Consider the following 16,205-nt stretch of genomic DNA (forward strand, 5'->3'; position numbering starts at 1 on the left):
GAGCCCACTGCGGGACGCAACCAGCTGCTGTGGTTCCAAAGTGAAAGACGGCCACCGCTGCAAAGGGGAAATCGGTGCGTCATCTGGATGACGTATGTTTAGAGTCGATGGTGAATACCTGCTCGTCTACTTTTCCCTGATGACGGCGAGCCCTGCGCAGAGTCGACCGGAGTCCAAGGGCCTTGCTGCCAGGGCATACCGTCATCTAAGAAGTCTGATGGGTCGGGAGGTTCGGGAAGGTGGGTGACGCATTCATGCGATTTCACTCGAGCGATTTTGCGAGTGCTTGCGCCAACGTCACGGAGCTGCGATTGGAATCAGCTCGGTTTCAGTCGGCAGAACCGGCGCCGCTTTACGTTGTGCCTTTTCCTGCTTCTTCTTCAACTTCGCGGCCTCTCTCTGGCGCTTTTCGTATTGGTAGTTGGGTTTTGCCATCATGGACTCCTAAATAGTGAAGAACTCAATTTGCCGGTATGCGCGCGGGGCGTAAAAAAAGCGGGCTCACGAGCCCGCTTCAGAGGAACAGCCTTGCATTGGTTCGAACGACGTTGTTCGCGTTGGCGGTCGCCATAGCCCGAACTCGTCTCTTCGGGTTGCACGATATTGACGACGATTTCACGCCGACCAACCCATATACACATACACGCACGCGCCAAGCACCTGCCATCGTGCCCATGGATCGGGCGACGACCGTGGCCGTAAGACGCACTACCTGTTGAGCCGGTATAGGGGAGCGTGACCACCAGAAAAAGCCGTGCGTGATGCCGGGTCGGTGGCTAAAAAGAGGACGGCTGATTAGCGCCGAGAGCCAAAGTCAAACTGTTTGCAGACACCAAGCGCGATCTGCAAACCGCCCGACTGTAACATCCATTTTGGAATCCTGGTCAATGTGGCGCCTAGCCGCTACCCGATGCGGGCAGAGGCGAAACCCGACAAAAAAAGTCGACCACCAGCACGACAAGCGTCCTGCAAAGCGCCCACAAACCGTCTGCTCTCTCTTGAAACCCCCGCAAAAAGCCTTATGATTAGCACTCGCTGAAGATGAGTGCTAACAAGGATGTCGGTACTCATCGGTGTGCAAAAGAATGCGCGCCCAGCCAAGTCAAAAGCGCCGACCTGCCCCGCGGGGAAGCGCAGTTCGCTGTTCCTTTTTCTGTTTCAACTTTTAGGAGATTCCTGATGAAACTGCGTCCTCTGGCCGATCGCGTGATCGTCAAGCGCGTCGAAAACGAGACCAAGACCGCCTCCGGCATCGTCATCCCTGACAGCGCCGCCGAGAAGCCCGACCAGGGCGAGGTGCTGGCCGTGGGCCCGGGCAAGAAGAACGACAAGGGCGAACTGGCTGCCATGAACGTCAAGGTCGGTGACCGCGTTCTGTTCGGCAAGTACAGCGGCCAGACCGTCAAGGTCGATGGCGATGAACTGCTGGTGATGAAGGAAGACGACCTCTTCGCAGTGGTCGAAAAGTAAATCGCGGCAGCGATTTACTTTCGTCGCAGGCTAACTTGGCGCAGCCAGGTTAAGGGCCAACGGCCCGGCTGAAGACAAAAGTAATCCTCCGCATCTCCCCTTTCATTCGTACTTAATTCATTCGGAGAATTCAAATGGCAGCTAAAGACGTTGTTTTCGGTGGCGACGCACGCGCTCGCATGGTCGAAGGCGTGAACATCCTGGCCAATGCGGTCAAGGTGACCCTGGGCCCCAAGGGCCGCAATGTGGTGCTCGAGCGCTCTTTCGGCGCCCCCACCGTGACCAAGGACGGCGTGTCCGTGGCCAAGGAAATCGAACTCAAGGACAAGATCCAGAACATGGGCGCCCAGCTCGTGAAGGAAGTCGCGTCCAAGACCAGTGACAACGCTGGTGACGGCACCACCACCGCCACCGTGCTGGCCCAAGCCATCGTGCGCGAAGGCAGCAAGTACGTGGCCGCCGGCCTGAACCCCATGGACCTGAAGCGCGGCATCGACAAGGCCGTGACCGCCCTGGTCGAGCAGCTGAAGAAGGCTTCCAAGCCCACCACCACCAGCAAGGAAATCGCGCAAGTCGGCTCCATCTCCGCCAACAGCGACGAGTCCATCGGCAAGATCATTGCCGACGCCATGGACAAGGTCGGCAAGGAAGGCGTGATCACCGTGGAAGACGGCAAGAGCCTGAACAATGAACTCGACGTCGTCGAGGGCATGCAGTTCGACCGCGGCTACCTGTCGCCCTACTTCATCAACAACCCCGACAAGCAGGTTGCCCTGCTGGACAACCCCTTCGTGCTGCTGTTCGACAAGAAGATCAGCAACATCCGTGACCTGCTGCCCACGCTGGAGCAAGTCGCCAAGTCGGGCCGTCCGCTGCTGATCATCGCCGAGGAAGTCGAAGGCGAAGCGCTGGCCACCCTGGTGGTCAACACCATCCGCGGCATCCTGAAGGTCGTGGCCGTCAAGGCTCCGGGCTTCGGCGACCGTCGCAAGGCCATGCTGGAAGACATCGCCATCCTGACGGGCGGTAAGGTCATTGCCGAGGAAGTGGGTCTGTCGCTCGAGAAGGTGACGCTGGCCGACCTGGGCCAAGCCAAGCGCATCGAAGTGGGCAAGGAAAACACCACCATCATCGACGGCAACGGCGCCGCCGCTGACATCGAAGCGCGTGTCAAGCAGATCCGCGTCCAGATCGAGGAAGCCACCAGCGACTACGACCGTGAGAAGCTGCAAGAGCGCGTGGCCAAGCTGGCTGGCGGCGTGGCCGTCATCAAGGTCGGTGCCGCCACCGAAGTCGAGATGAAGGAAAAGAAGGCCCGCGTCGAAGACGCCCTGCACGCCACGCGTGCTGCGGTGGAAGAAGGCGTGGTCGCCGGTGGTGGCGTGGCCCTGCTGCGCGCCAAGCAAGCGATCGGCACCATCAAGGGTGACAACCCCGACCAAGACGCCGGCATCAAGCTGGTGCTCAAGGCCATCGAAGCGCCCCTGCGCGAAATCGTGTTCAACGCCGGTGGCGAAGCCTCCGTCGTGGTGAACAAGGTGCTGGAAGGCAAGGGCAACTTCGGCTTCAACGCCGCCAACGACACCTACGGCGACATGATCGAGATGGGCATTCTGGACCCGACCAAGGTCACGCGCACCGCGCTGCAGAACGCCGCTTCCGTCGCTTCGCTGTTGCTGACGACCGAAGCCATGGTCGCCGAGGCGCCGAAGGACGACGCCCCCGCCATGCCCGGTGGTGGCATGGGTGGCATGGGTGGCATGGGCGACATGGGCATGTGATCCCCAGCCTCACGGCCTGAAACAAAAAACCCGCGGTGTTGCCACCGCGGGTTTTTTTATGTTTGGTTACGTGGTGGCGGCTTCGAAGAATGGTGACAACCGCCAATCGCAGACACTCAGGTTGTGCGCCCAAAGCGGTCGCTCGCCAAATTCAGTCTAAAGGTCGAAACGCAAACGGACGAATTGTATTGGCCCTCGTCTCAGAAAATTTTCGTTCATTGAACGTACTCACAGCGTCGCTCCGGCGCTCTCCAGAAATATGCGCAATGCCCAGGTGGCGGTCGTATTTCTTGCGCTTCTCAATGTTCGAAAGTATTGAGTAGGCCTGATTGAAGTCCGCAATCTTCTGTCCAGCACTTACGTCTTGTGGATTCTTGTCCGGGTGATGGTGTTGAACGAGGCAACGATAGGCAGCCCGGATCACGGCATTGCTCGCATGAGGACTAACCTCCAACGTATCGTAATGTGATTTCATGACGTTCCAGATTGAATTCCCAGCGGTCTGATCCAAATAACACCACCAACCACTGGAAGAATATTTCCGATACAAAGCCACGTCTGTTGGTTGGCGTACACCCCCAACAGCGGCGCAATCCGAAACAGATCTCCCCACCCTCCCCTCACACCGCCCCAAACCGACTCTCAGCCTGCCGCCTGAACTCGGTGGGCGTCATGCCCTTGAGTTCCAGGAAGCGACGGTTGAAGTTAGCCACGTTGCTGAAGCCCACCTGGTAGCAGATGTCGGTGACGTAGTCCTCGGTCTGCATCAGCAGGTGGCAGGCCTGGTTGATGCGCACGCGGTTCACGAAGTCGGTGAAACTGTTGCCGGTGGCGCGATGGAAGAAGCGGCTGAAACGGCTCTGGCTCATGCCCAGTTCGTCCGCCACGTCCGCGAGGCTGAGCGGTTCGGACACGCGGGCCATGATGCGGTTGACGATGTGGTTGATCTGCTCCATCTGCGCCTCGCCCGCCACGCCCTGCATCTGCACGGTGGAGAGCAGACGGTAGTCATTGCAGTCGGCCAGATCGGCCAGAAAGTCGCAGAAGGCGGCGAGGCGGCGCAGGCCGCGGGTGGCTTTCACGGCGTCCCAATGCGCTTGCGCGGCCTCTGCCATGCCGAAGAATTCGATGCCGTGGCGCGCGCGGTCCAGCAGTTGCAGCACGCCGCGCAACTCGGGGATTTCCTCGGCGGCGCGGGCCACGGGTTCGTGGCGGAACTGGATCACGCGGTCGCGCCCGGGCGCACCGCCCTCGGGCACGTCGAGCGAAATCCAGTTGTGCGGCAGGCGCGGGCCGCAGAGCACGAGATGGCCAGGTTCGAAAGGGCCGATCCAGTCACCGACGAAGGCACGGCCCGAGGTCTCGGTGATGAGGTGCAACTCGTATTCCTCGTGGAAATGCCAGCGCACCAACGGGCTCGGAAAACCATGCGCGAGGCAGCGCACCAGGCCGGCCTCCTCGGCATCCTCGTAACCCAGGGCGGGCGAACGGGCGAATTCGCGCTCCAGCTCGGGCTGGCGTTGGCGGGGCCGGCGGGTACGCGGGGTGGTCGTGACGGTCATGGCGGACAGGGCGTGGTCGTCGTGGATGGCTGAAACCGCGCCGCGTGCCAGACACAAACAAGGCGCGAGGCCGCGACCTTATCACTCGGGGCGGGCCAGCGCCATGTCCAGTTCGGCGCGCGTGGGCGGGCTGGCCCCGGCGCGCGTGCAGTTAAGCGCGGCGGCCATGGCCGCGAAGCGCAGCACCGCGCGCCAGGCGTCGTCGGACAAGGTAGGTGGTGCGCCAGAGGCATCCGCCTCAGGGGAGCGTTCAGCCGATGCAGGGGCCAATTGCCCCGCGCTCTCCACACCCTGCTCCAGCAGCGCCACCATCAGCGCCGCGCCAAAGGTGTCGCCCGCGGCGATGGTGTCCACCACCGGCACCACGGGTGCCTGCACAGCCAGTGGCGCCTGCCCCGCGCGGTAGAGCGTGGCGCCCTGCCCGCCACGCGTCAGCACCACGGCGCGCGGGCCCAGCGCGAGCACGGCCGCGGCGGCTTGATCAGCGGACAGGCCGGGCAGGATGTAGGCGGCATCCTCGTCGCTGAGCTTGACCAGGTCGGCCAGAGCCAACCAACCCTGGCAGCGTGCACGGTAGTCCTGCGCATCGCGCACCAGGGTAGGCCGCGCGTTCGGGTCGAACACCACGATGCGCCGCCCGCGCTCGGCCCGGACCAAATCCACGATGCGGCTGGCCGCGGGTTCCTGCAACAGCGCGATGGAGCCGAACTGCAGGAAACGGCAGCTCTGCGGCAGCTCCGGCAGCTGCGCGGGCGCCCACAGCGTGTCGGCCGTGCCCTGCATGTAGAACGCGTAGTGGTTGCTGGTGGGCGTGCGCTCGACAAAGGCCAGGGTGGACGGGGCATCGCTGCGCAGCACGAAGCGCAGGTCCACGCCCTTGGCGCCCAGGTAGGCGTACAGGCGCTCGCCGAACAGGTCACGCGAGAGCTGCGAGATATAGCCCGTGGCTTGCCCCAGCCGCGCGGCGGCCACGGCGCAGTTGCTGGGCCCACCGCCTTCGTGGCCCTGGAAGGCCAGCGGGCCGGTGGCGGTGAAGTCGATCAGGGATTCGCCGACGATTGCGATGCGCATGGTGCCCCCGGTCCTGTGGTCAGTGGCTCGGGTGTGTGGTGGTTGGCGTGGCCTGCGCCGTGGCCACGAAGGCATCCACCCTCTGCCCGGCACGGCGCACCGCGTCGACCAGGCGTGCGTCGCCCGCCAGCTCACCCCAGAGCGTGCGGTCGGCGCAGAGCGCGGCCACGGGGTCGGCCGCATCGCAGATCGCGTGGGCCACGGCGGGGTCCATGGCCTGGTCCTGGTAGGCATAGGGCAGCGCGCCCGCGTGCCAGCGCTGCAAAAAGGCGAGGAAGAGCGCAGGCAAGACGGCCACGCTCTCGATGCTGGCGCCCTGCGCGAGGCGCTCGCGCACGGTGGGCGCGATGAAGCCGGGGATCTTGGCGAAACCATCGGCCGCCACGCGCTGGTTGGTGTCGCGGATGGCGGGGTTGCCGAAGCGCTCCAGCACCACGTCGCGGTAGGCGGGCAGGTCCACCGGGCTGGGCTGGCCGGGGCGCGACAGGCAGGGCATCACGTCCTGCGTCACGTAGTCCCAGGCCATCTGGCGGATGGCAGGCGTATGCGTACCTTCATGGATGAACTGCAAACCCACCAGGGTGCCGGCCCAGGCGATGCAGCTGTGGCTGGCGTTGAGGATGCGGATCTTGGCCTCCTCGTAGGGCGCGACCGAAGGCACCAGTTCCACGCCCACGCGTTCCCAGGCAGGACGGCCGGCGATGAAGCGGTCTTCGATCACCCACTGGATGAAGCTCTCGGCCGTGACGGGCGCGGCATCGTCCCAGCCGGTGGCGGCGCGCACCCGCGCGCGCAACTCGGACGGCGGGCGCGGGGTAATGCGGTCCACCATGGCATTGGGGCAAGTGGTGTGGGCCTCGGCCCAGGCGGCCAGATCGGGCAGACCCGCGTGGCGGATGAAGGCCAGCAGACCGGCGCGGAAGCGGTCGCCGTTGTGGCGCAGGTTGTCGCAGTTGAGCAGGGTGAGCGCACCCGCGCCCTGGACCTGACGCGCACGCAGGATGGCGGTGACGGCACCGTAGATGGTCTGGCCGGCCACGCCGCGCCGGATGCGCGCCAGATCCTCAAGCAGCTCGGGCGCCTGGATATCCAGGCGGTCGGATTCGTCCAGGTAATACCCGGCCTCGGTCACCGTGAAGGACACGATGCGCGTGGCCGCGTCGGCCCCCCGCGCCACCACGGGCGCGATGCCGGGCACGTAGCGAATCACTTCGCGGATGGCGGAGATGCGCTGGTAGCGCACCTCACCCGGGGGCGAAATGGTCTCCAGCGTGTAAGCGCCGCCCTGACGCGCCAGGGCGTCCAGGGTCTCGGCCATGTCGGGCCGCAGATTGGCGCCGACCAGGGACCATTGCTGCTCACCCAGCTCGATCAACTGTTGCAGGTACACCGCCTGGTGCGCGCGGTGGAAGGAGCCCAGGCCTAGATGCAGCACCGTGCGGCGGGGGGCTTGCGGGGAAGTCACGTCCGTGTCTCCGGAATAGAGGATGGGATAGCAAACAGCAAGGCTTCAGGCTGGCGCGAGGGCACGGCCTTCGCGGTCAAAGCAGTGGAGCGCGGCCGGGTCCAGCGTGATACGCACGGCATCCCCTGCGGCCAAGGCCACACGCTCGGACTGCCTCGCCACGACAGACAGGCCGCCCAGATCCACATGGACCAGGGTGTCCGCACCCAGCGCCTCGATCAGTTCCACCCGGCCCAGCACGCTGGACGGGGTTGCGACATCGGTAGCGGCCTGCACACGCAAACCTTCGGGCCGCACGCCCAGGGAGCCGTCCATGGGCAACCGGCCCTGCGTGGCCTCAGAGAAAACCGGTACAGCGGTAGCCGGGATCAGGTTCATGGGCGGCATGCCGATGAACTGCGCGACAAACTGGTTGACGGGCCGGTCATAGAGCTCCAAGGGCGCGCCCACCTGCTCGATGCGGCCATCGCGCAGCACCACCACACGGTCGGCCAGGGTCATGGCTTCCACCTGGTCGTGCGTGACGTAGATGGTGGTGGCGCCCAGGGCCTTGTGCAGCTTGTGGATCTCCACCCGCGTGTTGCCGCGCAGGGCGGCGTCCAGGTTGGACAAGGGTTCATCGAACAGAAAGACCTTGGGCGCGCGCACGATGGCACGGCCGATGGCCACGCGCTGGCGCTGGCCGCCCGAGAGTTCACGCGGCGTGCGCTGCAGGTAGGGCGTGAGGTTGAGCGTGGCGGCGGCCTGTTCCACCTTGCGGCGGATCTCGTCCTTGGGCGCGCCCGCCAGGCGCAGCGCGAAGGACATGTTGTCGTACACGCTCATGTGCGGGTAAAGCGCGTAGCTCTGGAACACCATGGCCAGGTCGCGCTTGCCCGAAGGCAGTTGCGTGATGTCACGACCGTCCAGCACCAGTTGCCCCTCGGTGATGGGTTCCAGCCCCGCGATCAGGCGCAGCAGCGTGGATTTGCCGCAGCCCGAGGGGCCGACGAAGACGATGAATTCGCCCTGTTGGATCGCGAGATCGATGCCCTGGATGATCTCGGTCTCCCCAAAGCGCTTGCGGATGTCCTTGAGTTGCAGATAGGCCATAAGAGCGTCCTTGCCCGGGTTCATTTGACGGCGCCGAAGGTCAGGCCCTGCACCAGTTGCTTCTGGCTGAACCAGCCGAAGACCACGATGGGCGCGATGGCCAGCAGCGAAGCGGCGGAGAGTTTGGCCCAGAACAGCCCTTCCGGACTGGAGTAGGAGGCGATCAGGGTGGCCAGCGTGCCGGCCTTGGCGCTGCTGAGGTTGAGCGCCCAGAAGGCCTCGTTCCAGCTCAGCACCAGGCACAGCAGGCCGGTGGAGGCGATGCCGCCGAGAGACAGTGGCATAACGACGTGGCGGAACTCGCCCCAGAGTGTGGCGCCGTCCATGCGCGCGGCTTCAAGGATTTCACCCGGGATGTCCTTGAAGGCGCTGTAGAGCATCCAGACCATGATGGGCAGGTTGGACAGCGTGAAGACCACGGTGAGCACGGTCAGCGAATCCAGCAGCCCCGCCGTCTGCGCCAGCACGTAGACCGGCAGCAAGGCGCCCACGGCCGGCATCATCTTGGTCGAGAGCATCCACATCAGGATGTCGCGCGTGCGCCGGGTACGGAAGAAAGCCATCGAGTAGGCGGCAGGCACGGCGATGGCCAGACCGATCAGGGTGGAGCCCACGCTGGTGACCAGGGAGTTGCGCGCGTACAGCAGGTAGTCGCTGCGGCGCTGCACCTCGCCGAAGTTCTCCAGCGTCGGCTCGAACAGGAAGAGCGGCGGCACCGCGATGGCCTGCAGCTCGGTCTTGAAGGCCGTCAGGAAGAGCCAACCGAGCGGAAAGAAGAGCAGCAGCGCCGCGCCCCAGGCCAGGACGGTGCGCGCGAAGATGAAAAAGATGGTCGCCATGGCGTGTCAGTTGTCCATGGCGCCGCGTGCCACCCGTCCGATGGCCGCGGAGCAGGCCATACCAGCGGACGCCGTGGGATTGGCTTTGCCAGGCCACTGGCGTCGTCCCCCTGCCTGCCGCGAGCAGCGCGGCAAGAGCGGGGGGAAGCCGCGCAGCGGCACAGGGGGGTGTTTCATATCAATCCAGACTCTTGCCGACCATGCGGATCAGGAAGATCGCGACGATGTTGGCCAGCAGCACGGCGAACAGCGCACCGGCCGAGGCCACGCCCACATCGAAACTCAGCAGGGACTGCTTGAAGATCAGGTAGGTCAGATTGGTGCTTTCGTTGCCGGGCCCGCCCGCCGTGGTGATGGCGATCTCGGCGAACACGGCCAGCAGGAAGATCATCTCGATCATCACCACCACCGCGACCGGACGCGCCAGGTGCGGCAGGGTCAAGTACCAGAAACGCTGGAACGGCCCCGCGCCGTCCATGCGCGCGGCCTCCATCTGCTCACGGTCCAGCGATTGCAGCGAGGTGATGAAGATCAGGCAGGCGAAGGGCAGCCACTGCCAGGCCACCATGACGATGACCGAGAACAGCGGCGCATGGGTGAGCCAATCCACCGGCTCCAGGCCAAAAGTCCGCCACAGCTGAGCCAGCACGCCATAGATGGGGTTCATAATCATGTGCTTCCACAGCAGGGCGTTGACCGCCGGCATGACGAAGAAAGGAGAGATGAGCAACACCCGCACGATGCCCCGCCCGGGAAACGGCGCATCCACCAGCAGAGCCAGCGCCATGCCCAGCACCACGGTGATCAGCACCACGCTGGCCAGGAAGACCAGAGTGTTCCAGACCGCCGGACCGAAGTCCGGGTCGGTCACGAAGAAGGCGAAGTTCTCCAGCCCCACGAAGGGGTGATCGCCCGGCTGCAGCAGGTTGTAGCGGACGACGGAGAAATACACCGTCATCAGCAGGGGCACCAACATCCACAGGAGCAAGGCTCCCACGGCGGGCGCCAGCAAGGCGCGCGGCAGCAGGCGGGTCATGGCGGCAAGGTCGTGCTCAGGCGTGGCTCAGTGCGACTCAGGCTGGGCTTACTTGTAGTACCCGCCCCGGCGCATCTCGCGCTCGGCCAGGGTCTGCGAGGTCTTGAGCGCCTGCTCCACCGTCACCTTGCCCGCCAGTGCCGCGCTGATCTGCTGCCCGACCGCCAGGCCGATGGACTGGAACTCGGGGATGGCCGCGTACTGCACACCCACATACGGCGACTTGGGCAGGGTGCTGTCGTTCAGGTTGGCGCTGTCGATGGCCTTGCGCTCGGCGGCGGCGAACTTGGCCACCTTCTGGAACGCGGGGTTGGCGTAGGTGGACTGGCGGGTGCCCGTGGGCACGGCGTGCCAGCCATGTTCCTTGGCCACCAGCTCGATGTAGGAACGGGAGGTGGCCCACTTCACGAAGGTCTGCGCCGCCTCGGCCTTCTTGGAGCTGGAGGGAATGGCCAGGTTCCAGGTCCAGAGCCAGTTGGCGCCCTTGGGCGTGACGGCGACCGGCGCCATCGCGAAGGCCACCTTGTCGGCCACCTTGGACTGCTTGGGGTCGCTGATGAAGGAGGCCGCGATGGTCGCGTCCACCCAGGCCCCGCACTTGCCCTCATTGAACAGCGCCAGGTTCTCGTTGAAGCTATTGGCCGCGGCGCCGGGCGGGCCGTAAGCCTTCATCAGGTCCACGTAGAACCCGATGGCCTGCTTCCAGGGGGCGGTGTCGATCTGAGGTTTCCACTGCATGTCGAACCACTGGCCGCCGTGGGTGTTGACCATGGTGGTCAGCAGGGCCATGTTGTCGCCCCAGCCCGGCTTGCCGCGCAGGCAGATGCCGTAGACGCCAGCGGCCGGGTTGTGCACCTTGGCCGCGAAGTCCTTCACCTGGGCCCAGGTGGGTTGTTCGGGCATCTGCACGCCGGCCTTGTCGGCCAGGTCCTTGCGGTACATCAGCATGGAGCTTTCACCATAGAAGGGCGAGGCGTAGAGCTTGCCCTCGTGCGACAGGCCCGCGCGGATCGCGGGCAGCAGGTCGTTGGCGTCATAGGCCGCGTCGGTGTTGATGGGCATCAGCCAGCCCTGCTTCGACCAGATCGGCACCTCGTAGATACCCACGGTCATCACGTCGAACTGGCCGCCCTTGGTGGCGATGTCCGTCGTCACGCGCTGGCGCAGCACGCCCTCCTCCAGCGTCACCCACTTGAGCTTGATGCCGGGATGCGCCTTCTCGAAGGCCGGCGTGAGCTTTTGCATCTCGATCATGTGGCCGTTGTTGACGGTGGCCACCACGAGTTCGGTGGCCGCCTGCGCGCAGCCCGCAGCCGCGAAGGCCAGGGCCAGGCCGGTCTTGAGAAAACGGTGCATGTCTGTCTCCTTCTGATGTATGGAACGGTGGCTGCGGTCTGCCGGCGCCATCCCTCTCTTGTTCGTGCGTGGCGCTCTGTGCACGCGTCATGCGCGTTACCGCAGGGCGCCCATTCTGGTGAGGAAATGCGCACGTCCCGGTACCCTCAGGCCATCCATCGATACTTTCATGCGCCATCTACCCTGGTGCTATCCCTAGGATGCGCATGGAACCGTGCATCTCAAAAAAAACCGCCGCAGGAGACTGCGGCGGTTTTGTGCTGACGCCGAACGAAACCGCTCAGGCCACCGGCTTGAAGTCGTAACCCTGGCCCAGGGCCTCGATGCGGCCGAAGGCCGGGAAGGGGAAGTGGAAGCCACCCGCCAGGGTCTTGTCCTTCACGACCGCCTCGAACACCCGGCGGCGGGTCTGGCGCGCTTCCTCGGGGTTCATGTCGAAAACCACGGCCCAGTCGGGGTTGCGGGCGAAGAGCTGGGGCACATTGGTCAGGTCAGCCAGGTACATGAACTTCTGGCCCCGGCTTTGGGCCGTGACCGTGACCATGCCCGGCGTATGACCGTAGGCTGCGTCGGTGCGGATGCCGGGCAGCAGTTCCTGGCCGGCCTGGAACGGGACCAGTTGGTCCGGCCCCAGCCCGCCAAAGACCCGGCGCACGTTCTGGAACGCGCCCTTGGCCGAGGCCGGGGCGGCCTCCATCTTGGCGTCGTCCATCCAGAAGGCATGCTCCACGGCCGGCACCATGATCTTGGCCTTGGGGAAGACCAGTTGTCCGGCCTTGTTGCGCAGGCCGTTGATGTGGTCGCCATGGTGGTGACTGATGACCACGGTGTCGATGTCCTCCACCTTGAAGCCGGCCGCGTTCAGATTGCCCACCAGACGCCCGGTGGTCGGCGGTCCGTTGTCGGCGAAGCCGGTGTCGATCAGCACGCGACGCCCACCCGCGACGATCAGGAAGGCGGTGTAGGGCACGTCCACGTATTCGGTGGGCAGGTTCTGCGAGCGCAGCAGCTCCTGCACCTCGGCCAGCGGCGCGTTGCGCACGAACTCGGCCTGCAGGGCACGGCGCACCACACCGTCGTTGAGCGCGATGACCTCGAAGTCACCGACCTTCTGCTTGCGGTAGCCCACCTGGACCACACTGGGTGCGCCGAAGTCCTGGGCCTGGGCCTGCAAAGGCAGCAAGGACACGCCGAGGTAGGTGGCCATGGAAGCCGCGGCAGCCGCGCCGCCTCCGACCAACAGATCACGTCGACTCATCTTCATGGGTATCGCTCCTAGGTTTGGGGTTGGAAGAAACCGGCGAATGCTGAAGCAAGCCATGCCAGCGCGCAAGTTGCATCTCGGCAAAGGCCCGCGCGGCGTGGGGAGACGCGGTTCAAGGCCAGCCCCGCTGCGGCAGCAGGGCCTGCAGCTGCGACTTGCTAGACTGCGCGCCTTTTCAAGAAAGGTGCCATGCCGCTCCTGCATTTGCGCTTGCTGCTCCCCACTCTCACGCTCGCCTTGGGCACCGGCCTGGGTTTCATCCAGCCCATCGGCCTGCTGCTGGGCAGTGCTTTCGTCATCGTCCTTCTGGTCGGACAAGCGCGTCTGCCGGACTGGTTATGGCTGCCTATGATCCTGCTCGGCGGCATCGCCCTGGCAGCACACCTCGTACCCGGTTTCAGCACCTGGCAACTGTGGCAGCCGCGCCTCATCAGCACGGACGCGACGCCTTACGCTCTGCGCCTGTCCTGGGACAAGCTGCTGCTGGGCACTGCCCTGCTCGCCTGGTGGTTGGGGCAAGCACACAGGTCTGTCATTTCGCTGAAGCATGCCTGGCTGACATGCATCGCCACCTTGCTGCTCATGCCTCTGCTGGCCATGGCGCTGGGCCTGGTCGCTTGGCAACCCAAATGGCCGCAGGGCCTGCTCTTGTGGCTGGCGGTCAATCTCGGTGTAGCGGTGCTGGCGGAGGAATTGCTGTTTCGCGGTCTGTTGCAGACTGCCCTGATCAAGCGCCTGGGCGTCTGGCCTGGCTTGCTGTTGGCGGCGGGCCTGTTCGGTGCGGCCCACCTGCCTTTCAACGCACTATTTGCCGTGGTGGCGACCTGCGCAGGCCTCGGCTACGGCCTGGCCTTTCACTACAGCGGCCGCCTGAGCCTGGCCATCGCGCTGCACGCAGCGGTCAATCTTCTGCATATCTTGCTGTTGAGCTATCCGTTACGTTTGGCGTGACGGCAATGCGGTAAGGCGTCCAGCCGCATATCGATGGCTTCAGCGTCGAGATCCCGCCATTCCCATTGCGGGCATCCACTGCGGCAGCAGGGCCTGCAGCTGCGCACCCAGCCGCTCGGGCTGCGTGCAGTGGATCGCCTGCCAGCCCAGGCCACGCGCGGCCTCGACGTTGGCCTGCATGTCGTCGATGAAAACGGTGCGGGCTGGCTCCAGACCGTGGCGGGACTCGAGCAGGCGGTAGATTTCCGCTTGCGGCTTGGCCAGTTGCACGTCGCCCGAGAAGATGCCGCCGTCGAACCAGCCGATGAATTCGTGCCGCTGCTCCAGCACCCGCGCATAAGGTGCCGGCATGTTGGACAGGTAATACAGCCGCAGGTCACCGGCAGCGTCGCGCCGTTCGCGCAGGCGCGCCAGCAAGGCCACCGTGGCGTCGATGGGGGCGAGCCGTTCGCCGATGGGCGCGAGCAAATCATGCAGCGCATCGCCCGGCAGGGACAGGCGCGCCGCGATGCGTGCGACCGCCTCGTCCAGCGCGTGGTCGCCGCGGTCGAAGCCCTGCCAATCCTCGTGATGGAACAGGGACCGCGCCAGGTCCTCCGCCGCCTGCGCGGTGGGCGTGAGGTGCGGAAAATGGCGCCGCACCAGCTCGGCCGGCTGCCAGGTGAACAGCACTGCGCCGAAATCGAAGACGATGTTCATGCGCGCAGCCGCGCCAGCAAGCCCGCTGTCGAGCCGTCCAGGCCACTCGCGTCGCCGCTGGTCAGACGCGGCTCGATGTCCAGGGCCAGCACCTTGCCCAGCTCGACACCGAACTGGTCGAAGCTGTTGATGCCCCAGAGCGCGCCGGCCGCGAACACGCGGTGCTCGTAGAGTGCGATCAGCGCGCCCAGGCTTTCGGGCGTCAGCGCCTCCAGCAGCAGGAAAGTGCTGGGCCGGTTGCCCGGCATGTGACGGTGGCCGTCCTCGGTATGACGGCCCTGCATGAAGGCTTGCGCCTGCGCCAGCGCGTTGGCCAGCAGCTTGACGTGGTGACCGGGCAGATCGTGCAGGGCACGCTTGACGGCCACGAACTCCATGGGGATCACGTCGCTGCCCTGGTGCAACATCTGGAAGTAAGCGTGCTGGCCGTTGGCCGCCGGTTCGCCCCAGACCACGGGCGCGGTGGCATAGGGCAGGGTCTCGCCCGCCATGTCCACGCGCTTGCCATTGCTCTCCATCGCCAGCTGCTGCAGGTAGGCCGGCAGGCAGCTCAGCCCGCTGTGGTAAGGCGCGATGTTGCGGCTGCCGAAGCCGTGGAAATTGCGGTGCCAGATGTCGAGCAAGGCCATGCGCACGGGCAGGTTTTTTTCCAGCGGAGCCTCGCGAAAATGCCGGTCCATCGCATGCGCGCCCGCGAGCAGGGCGCGGAAGCGCTCGGCCCCCACGGCGATGGCGATCATCAGCCCGATGGACGACCACATGGAATAACGCCCGCCGACCCAGTCCCAGAATGGGAAGGTGCGTGTGGCACCGAAGGCCGCGGCCGCCGCGGTGTTGCTGGTCAGGGCGCAGAAGTGGCGCTCCATGTAGCGCGCCATGTCCGCCGGGTTGCGCGGTTCGTCGTGGTAGCCGATCTTGCCCAGGAACCAGTCCCGCGCCGTGCAGGCATTGGTCATGGTCTCCATGGTCGTGAAAGTCTTGGAGGCCACGAGGAACACGGTGCGCTCGGGCCGCAGGCTGCGCAACACGGCGCTCAGTTCATGCCCGTCCACGCTGGAGACGAAGTGGTAACGCTTGCGGTGGTCCACGTACGGGTCCAGCGCCTGCACGGCCAGCAGTGGGCCGAGGTCCGAGCCGCCGATGCCGATGTTGACCACGTCGGTGATGTCGGCGTCCGTGCGCACCGACTCGGCGTAGGCCAACATGGCGTCCAGCACGGTGTGCACCTCGGTGAGGGCGGGGCGCAGGCTGTCTGGCAGGCCCAGGGCCGCGCTGCGCGGATGGCGCAGCAGCCAGTGCATGGCCGCGCGGTCCTCGGTGCGGTTGACGTGCTCGCCCGCGAACATGGCGTCGCGCTGGGCTTCCAGACCGCACTGGCGCGCCAGCTCGGTCAGGGCGTCGTTGATCTCATCGTCCACCAGGTTCTTGGACAGGTCGGCGAAGACCTGGGGCGCCTGCAGGCTGTAGCGCTCGAAGCGCCCGGCATCGCGCGCGAAGGCCTCGCGCAGATCCAGGGCGCGGCCCTGGCGTTCGTACAGATCCTGCAACAGGCCCCAGGCAGGCGCGCGGTCACAGCGCGTGGCTTGCGTCGTCAATGCGGTCCCCTTCTTTTGTTTGAA

At 65.3% G+C, this 16,205-nt stretch carries 15 protein-coding genes; 3 read left to right on the forward strand and 12 right to left on the reverse strand.

Translation table 11 applies throughout. The features are described 5' to 3' along the window. Nucleotides 1-297 precede the first annotated feature (297 nt). Nucleotides 298-435, reverse strand: coding sequence for a hypothetical protein (locus AZ34_RS18570; RefSeq protein ID WP_197026573.1), 138 nt, complete (start codon nucleotides 433-435; stop codon nucleotides 298-300). 744 nt (nucleotides 436-1,179) lie between these two features. On the opposite strand from AZ34_RS18570, the gene groES reads away from it, so the two are divergent. Beyond that, nucleotides 1,180-1,470, forward strand: coding sequence for a co-chaperone GroES (gene groES / locus AZ34_RS15200; RefSeq protein WP_006298219.1), 291 nt, complete (start codon nucleotides 1,180-1,182; stop codon nucleotides 1,468-1,470). A 134-nt stretch (nucleotides 1,471-1,604) separates the two neighbouring features. Next, the gene (gene groL / locus AZ34_RS15205) at nucleotides 1,605-3,251 is read left to right on the forward strand and encodes a chaperonin GroEL (protein WP_035609581.1); all 1,647 of its coding nucleotides are present in this window, start codon (nucleotides 1,605-1,607) and stop codon (nucleotides 3,249-3,251) included. 151 nt (nucleotides 3,252-3,402) lie between these two features. Here groL and AZ34_RS18120 read toward each other — a convergent pair whose 3' ends face one another. From AZ34_RS18120 to AZ34_RS15245, 9 genes are all read right to left on the reverse strand, one after another. Beyond that, nucleotides 3,403-3,726 (reverse strand): J domain-containing protein, encoded by a 324-nt coding sequence (locus AZ34_RS18120; RefSeq protein WP_081767250.1) that lies wholly within the window; start codon nucleotides 3,724-3,726, stop codon nucleotides 3,403-3,405. Nucleotides 3,727-3,871: 145 nt separating this feature from the next. Next, nucleotides 3,872-4,813, reverse strand: a complete 942-nt coding sequence (locus AZ34_RS15210; protein WP_035609583.1) for an AraC family transcriptional regulator — start codon at nucleotides 4,811-4,813, stop codon at nucleotides 3,872-3,874. 81 nt (nucleotides 4,814-4,894) lie between these two features. After that, complete coding sequence (locus tag AZ34_RS15215) at nucleotides 4,895-5,884, reverse strand: carbohydrate kinase family protein (RefSeq protein WP_035609586.1); 990 nt, start codon at nucleotides 5,882-5,884, stop codon at nucleotides 4,895-4,897. Between the two features lie 19 nt (nucleotides 5,885-5,903). Next, entirely contained in the window at nucleotides 5,904-7,319 is a 1,416-nt protein-coding gene (gene dalD / locus AZ34_RS15220; RefSeq protein WP_051510203.1) for a D-arabinitol 4-dehydrogenase, read from the reverse strand. 75 nt (nucleotides 7,320-7,394) lie between these two features. Then, nucleotides 7,395-8,441: an ABC transporter ATP-binding protein gene (locus AZ34_RS15225; protein WP_035609589.1), complete on the reverse strand. Its 1,047-nt coding sequence runs from the start codon at nucleotides 8,439-8,441 to the stop codon at nucleotides 7,395-7,397. 20 nt (nucleotides 8,442-8,461) lie between these two features. Beyond that, complete coding sequence (locus tag AZ34_RS15230; RefSeq protein WP_035609592.1) at nucleotides 8,462-9,280, reverse strand: carbohydrate ABC transporter permease; 819 nt, start codon at nucleotides 9,278-9,280, stop codon at nucleotides 8,462-8,464. Nucleotides 9,281-9,458: 178 nt separating this feature from the next. Continuing rightward, the gene (locus AZ34_RS15235) at nucleotides 9,459-10,316 is read right to left on the reverse strand and encodes a carbohydrate ABC transporter permease (protein ID WP_035609594.1); all 858 of its coding nucleotides are present in this window, start codon (nucleotides 10,314-10,316) and stop codon (nucleotides 9,459-9,461) included. Between the two features lie 48 nt (nucleotides 10,317-10,364). Next, nucleotides 10,365-11,672 (reverse strand): ABC transporter substrate-binding protein, encoded by a 1,308-nt coding sequence (locus AZ34_RS15240; protein WP_035609597.1) that lies wholly within the window; start codon nucleotides 11,670-11,672, stop codon nucleotides 10,365-10,367. Between the two features lie 280 nt (nucleotides 11,673-11,952). Further along, nucleotides 11,953-12,930, reverse strand: a complete 978-nt coding sequence (locus AZ34_RS15245) for an MBL fold metallo-hydrolase (protein WP_035611922.1) — start codon at nucleotides 12,928-12,930, stop codon at nucleotides 11,953-11,955. Nucleotides 12,931-13,125: 195 nt separating this feature from the next. On the opposite strand from AZ34_RS15245, the gene AZ34_RS15250 reads away from it, so the two are divergent. Continuing rightward, nucleotides 13,126-13,887: a CPBP family intramembrane glutamic endopeptidase gene (locus AZ34_RS15250; protein WP_035609600.1), complete on the forward strand. Its 762-nt coding sequence runs from the start codon at nucleotides 13,126-13,128 to the stop codon at nucleotides 13,885-13,887. Between the two features lie 39 nt (nucleotides 13,888-13,926). Here AZ34_RS15250 and AZ34_RS15255 read toward each other — a convergent pair whose 3' ends face one another. Together AZ34_RS15255 and pgi are read right to left on the reverse strand one after the other, a co-directional pair. Then, complete coding sequence (locus AZ34_RS15255) at nucleotides 13,927-14,586, reverse strand: HAD family hydrolase (protein ID WP_035609603.1); 660 nt, start codon at nucleotides 14,584-14,586, stop codon at nucleotides 13,927-13,929. Then, entirely contained in the window at nucleotides 14,583-16,181 is a 1,599-nt protein-coding gene (pgi, locus tag AZ34_RS15260) for a glucose-6-phosphate isomerase (protein WP_035609604.1), read from the reverse strand. The genes AZ34_RS15255 and pgi overlap by 4 nt, the downstream gene beginning before the upstream one ends. Nucleotides 16,182-16,205 lie beyond the last annotated feature (24 nt).

This window comes from Hylemonella gracilis str. Niagara R, from assembly GCF_000600295.1.
In the GTDB taxonomy this organism is placed as follows: domain Bacteria; phylum Pseudomonadota; class Gammaproteobacteria; order Burkholderiales; family Burkholderiaceae_C; genus Hylemonella; species Hylemonella gracilis_A.

Coding starts and splice junctions, on each gene's coding strand:
- AZ34_RS15240 (WP_035609597.1), bottom strand. CDS start 11,672: ATGCACCGTTTTCTCAAGACCGGCCTGGCCCTGGCCTTCGCGGCTGCG.
- AZ34_RS15255 (WP_035609603.1), bottom strand. CDS start 14,586: ATGAACATCGTCTTCGATTTCGGCGCAGTGCTGTTCACCTGGCAGCCG.
- AZ34_RS15225 (WP_035609589.1), bottom strand. CDS start 8,441: ATGGCCTATCTGCAACTCAAGGACATCCGCAAGCGCTTTGGGGAGACC.
- AZ34_RS18120 (WP_081767250.1), bottom strand. CDS start 3,726: ATGAAATCACATTACGATACGTTGGAGGTTAGTCCTCATGCGAGCAAT.
- AZ34_RS15245 (WP_035611922.1), bottom strand. CDS start 12,930: ATGAGTCGACGTGATCTGTTGGTCGGAGGCGGCGCGGCTGCCGCGGCT.
- AZ34_RS15215 (WP_035609586.1), bottom strand. CDS start 5,884: ATGCGCATCGCAATCGTCGGCGAATCCCTGATCGACTTCACCGCCACC.
- AZ34_RS15230 (WP_035609592.1), bottom strand. CDS start 9,280: ATGGCGACCATCTTTTTCATCTTCGCGCGCACCGTCCTGGCCTGGGGC.
- AZ34_RS15235 (WP_035609594.1), bottom strand. CDS start 10,316: ATGACCCGCCTGCTGCCGCGCGCCTTGCTGGCGCCCGCCGTGGGAGCC.
- AZ34_RS18570 (WP_197026573.1), bottom strand. CDS start 435: ATGGCAAAACCCAACTACCAATACGAAAAGCGCCAGAGAGAGGCCGCG.
- groES (WP_006298219.1), top strand. CDS start 1,180: ATGAAACTGCGTCCTCTGGCCGATCGCGTGATCGTCAAGCGCGTCGAA.
- AZ34_RS15210 (WP_035609583.1), bottom strand. CDS start 4,813: ATGACCGTCACGACCACCCCGCGTACCCGCCGGCCCCGCCAACGCCAG.
- AZ34_RS15250 (WP_035609600.1), top strand. CDS start 13,126: ATGCCGCTCCTGCATTTGCGCTTGCTGCTCCCCACTCTCACGCTCGCC.
- groL (WP_035609581.1), top strand. CDS start 1,605: ATGGCAGCTAAAGACGTTGTTTTCGGTGGCGACGCACGCGCTCGCATG.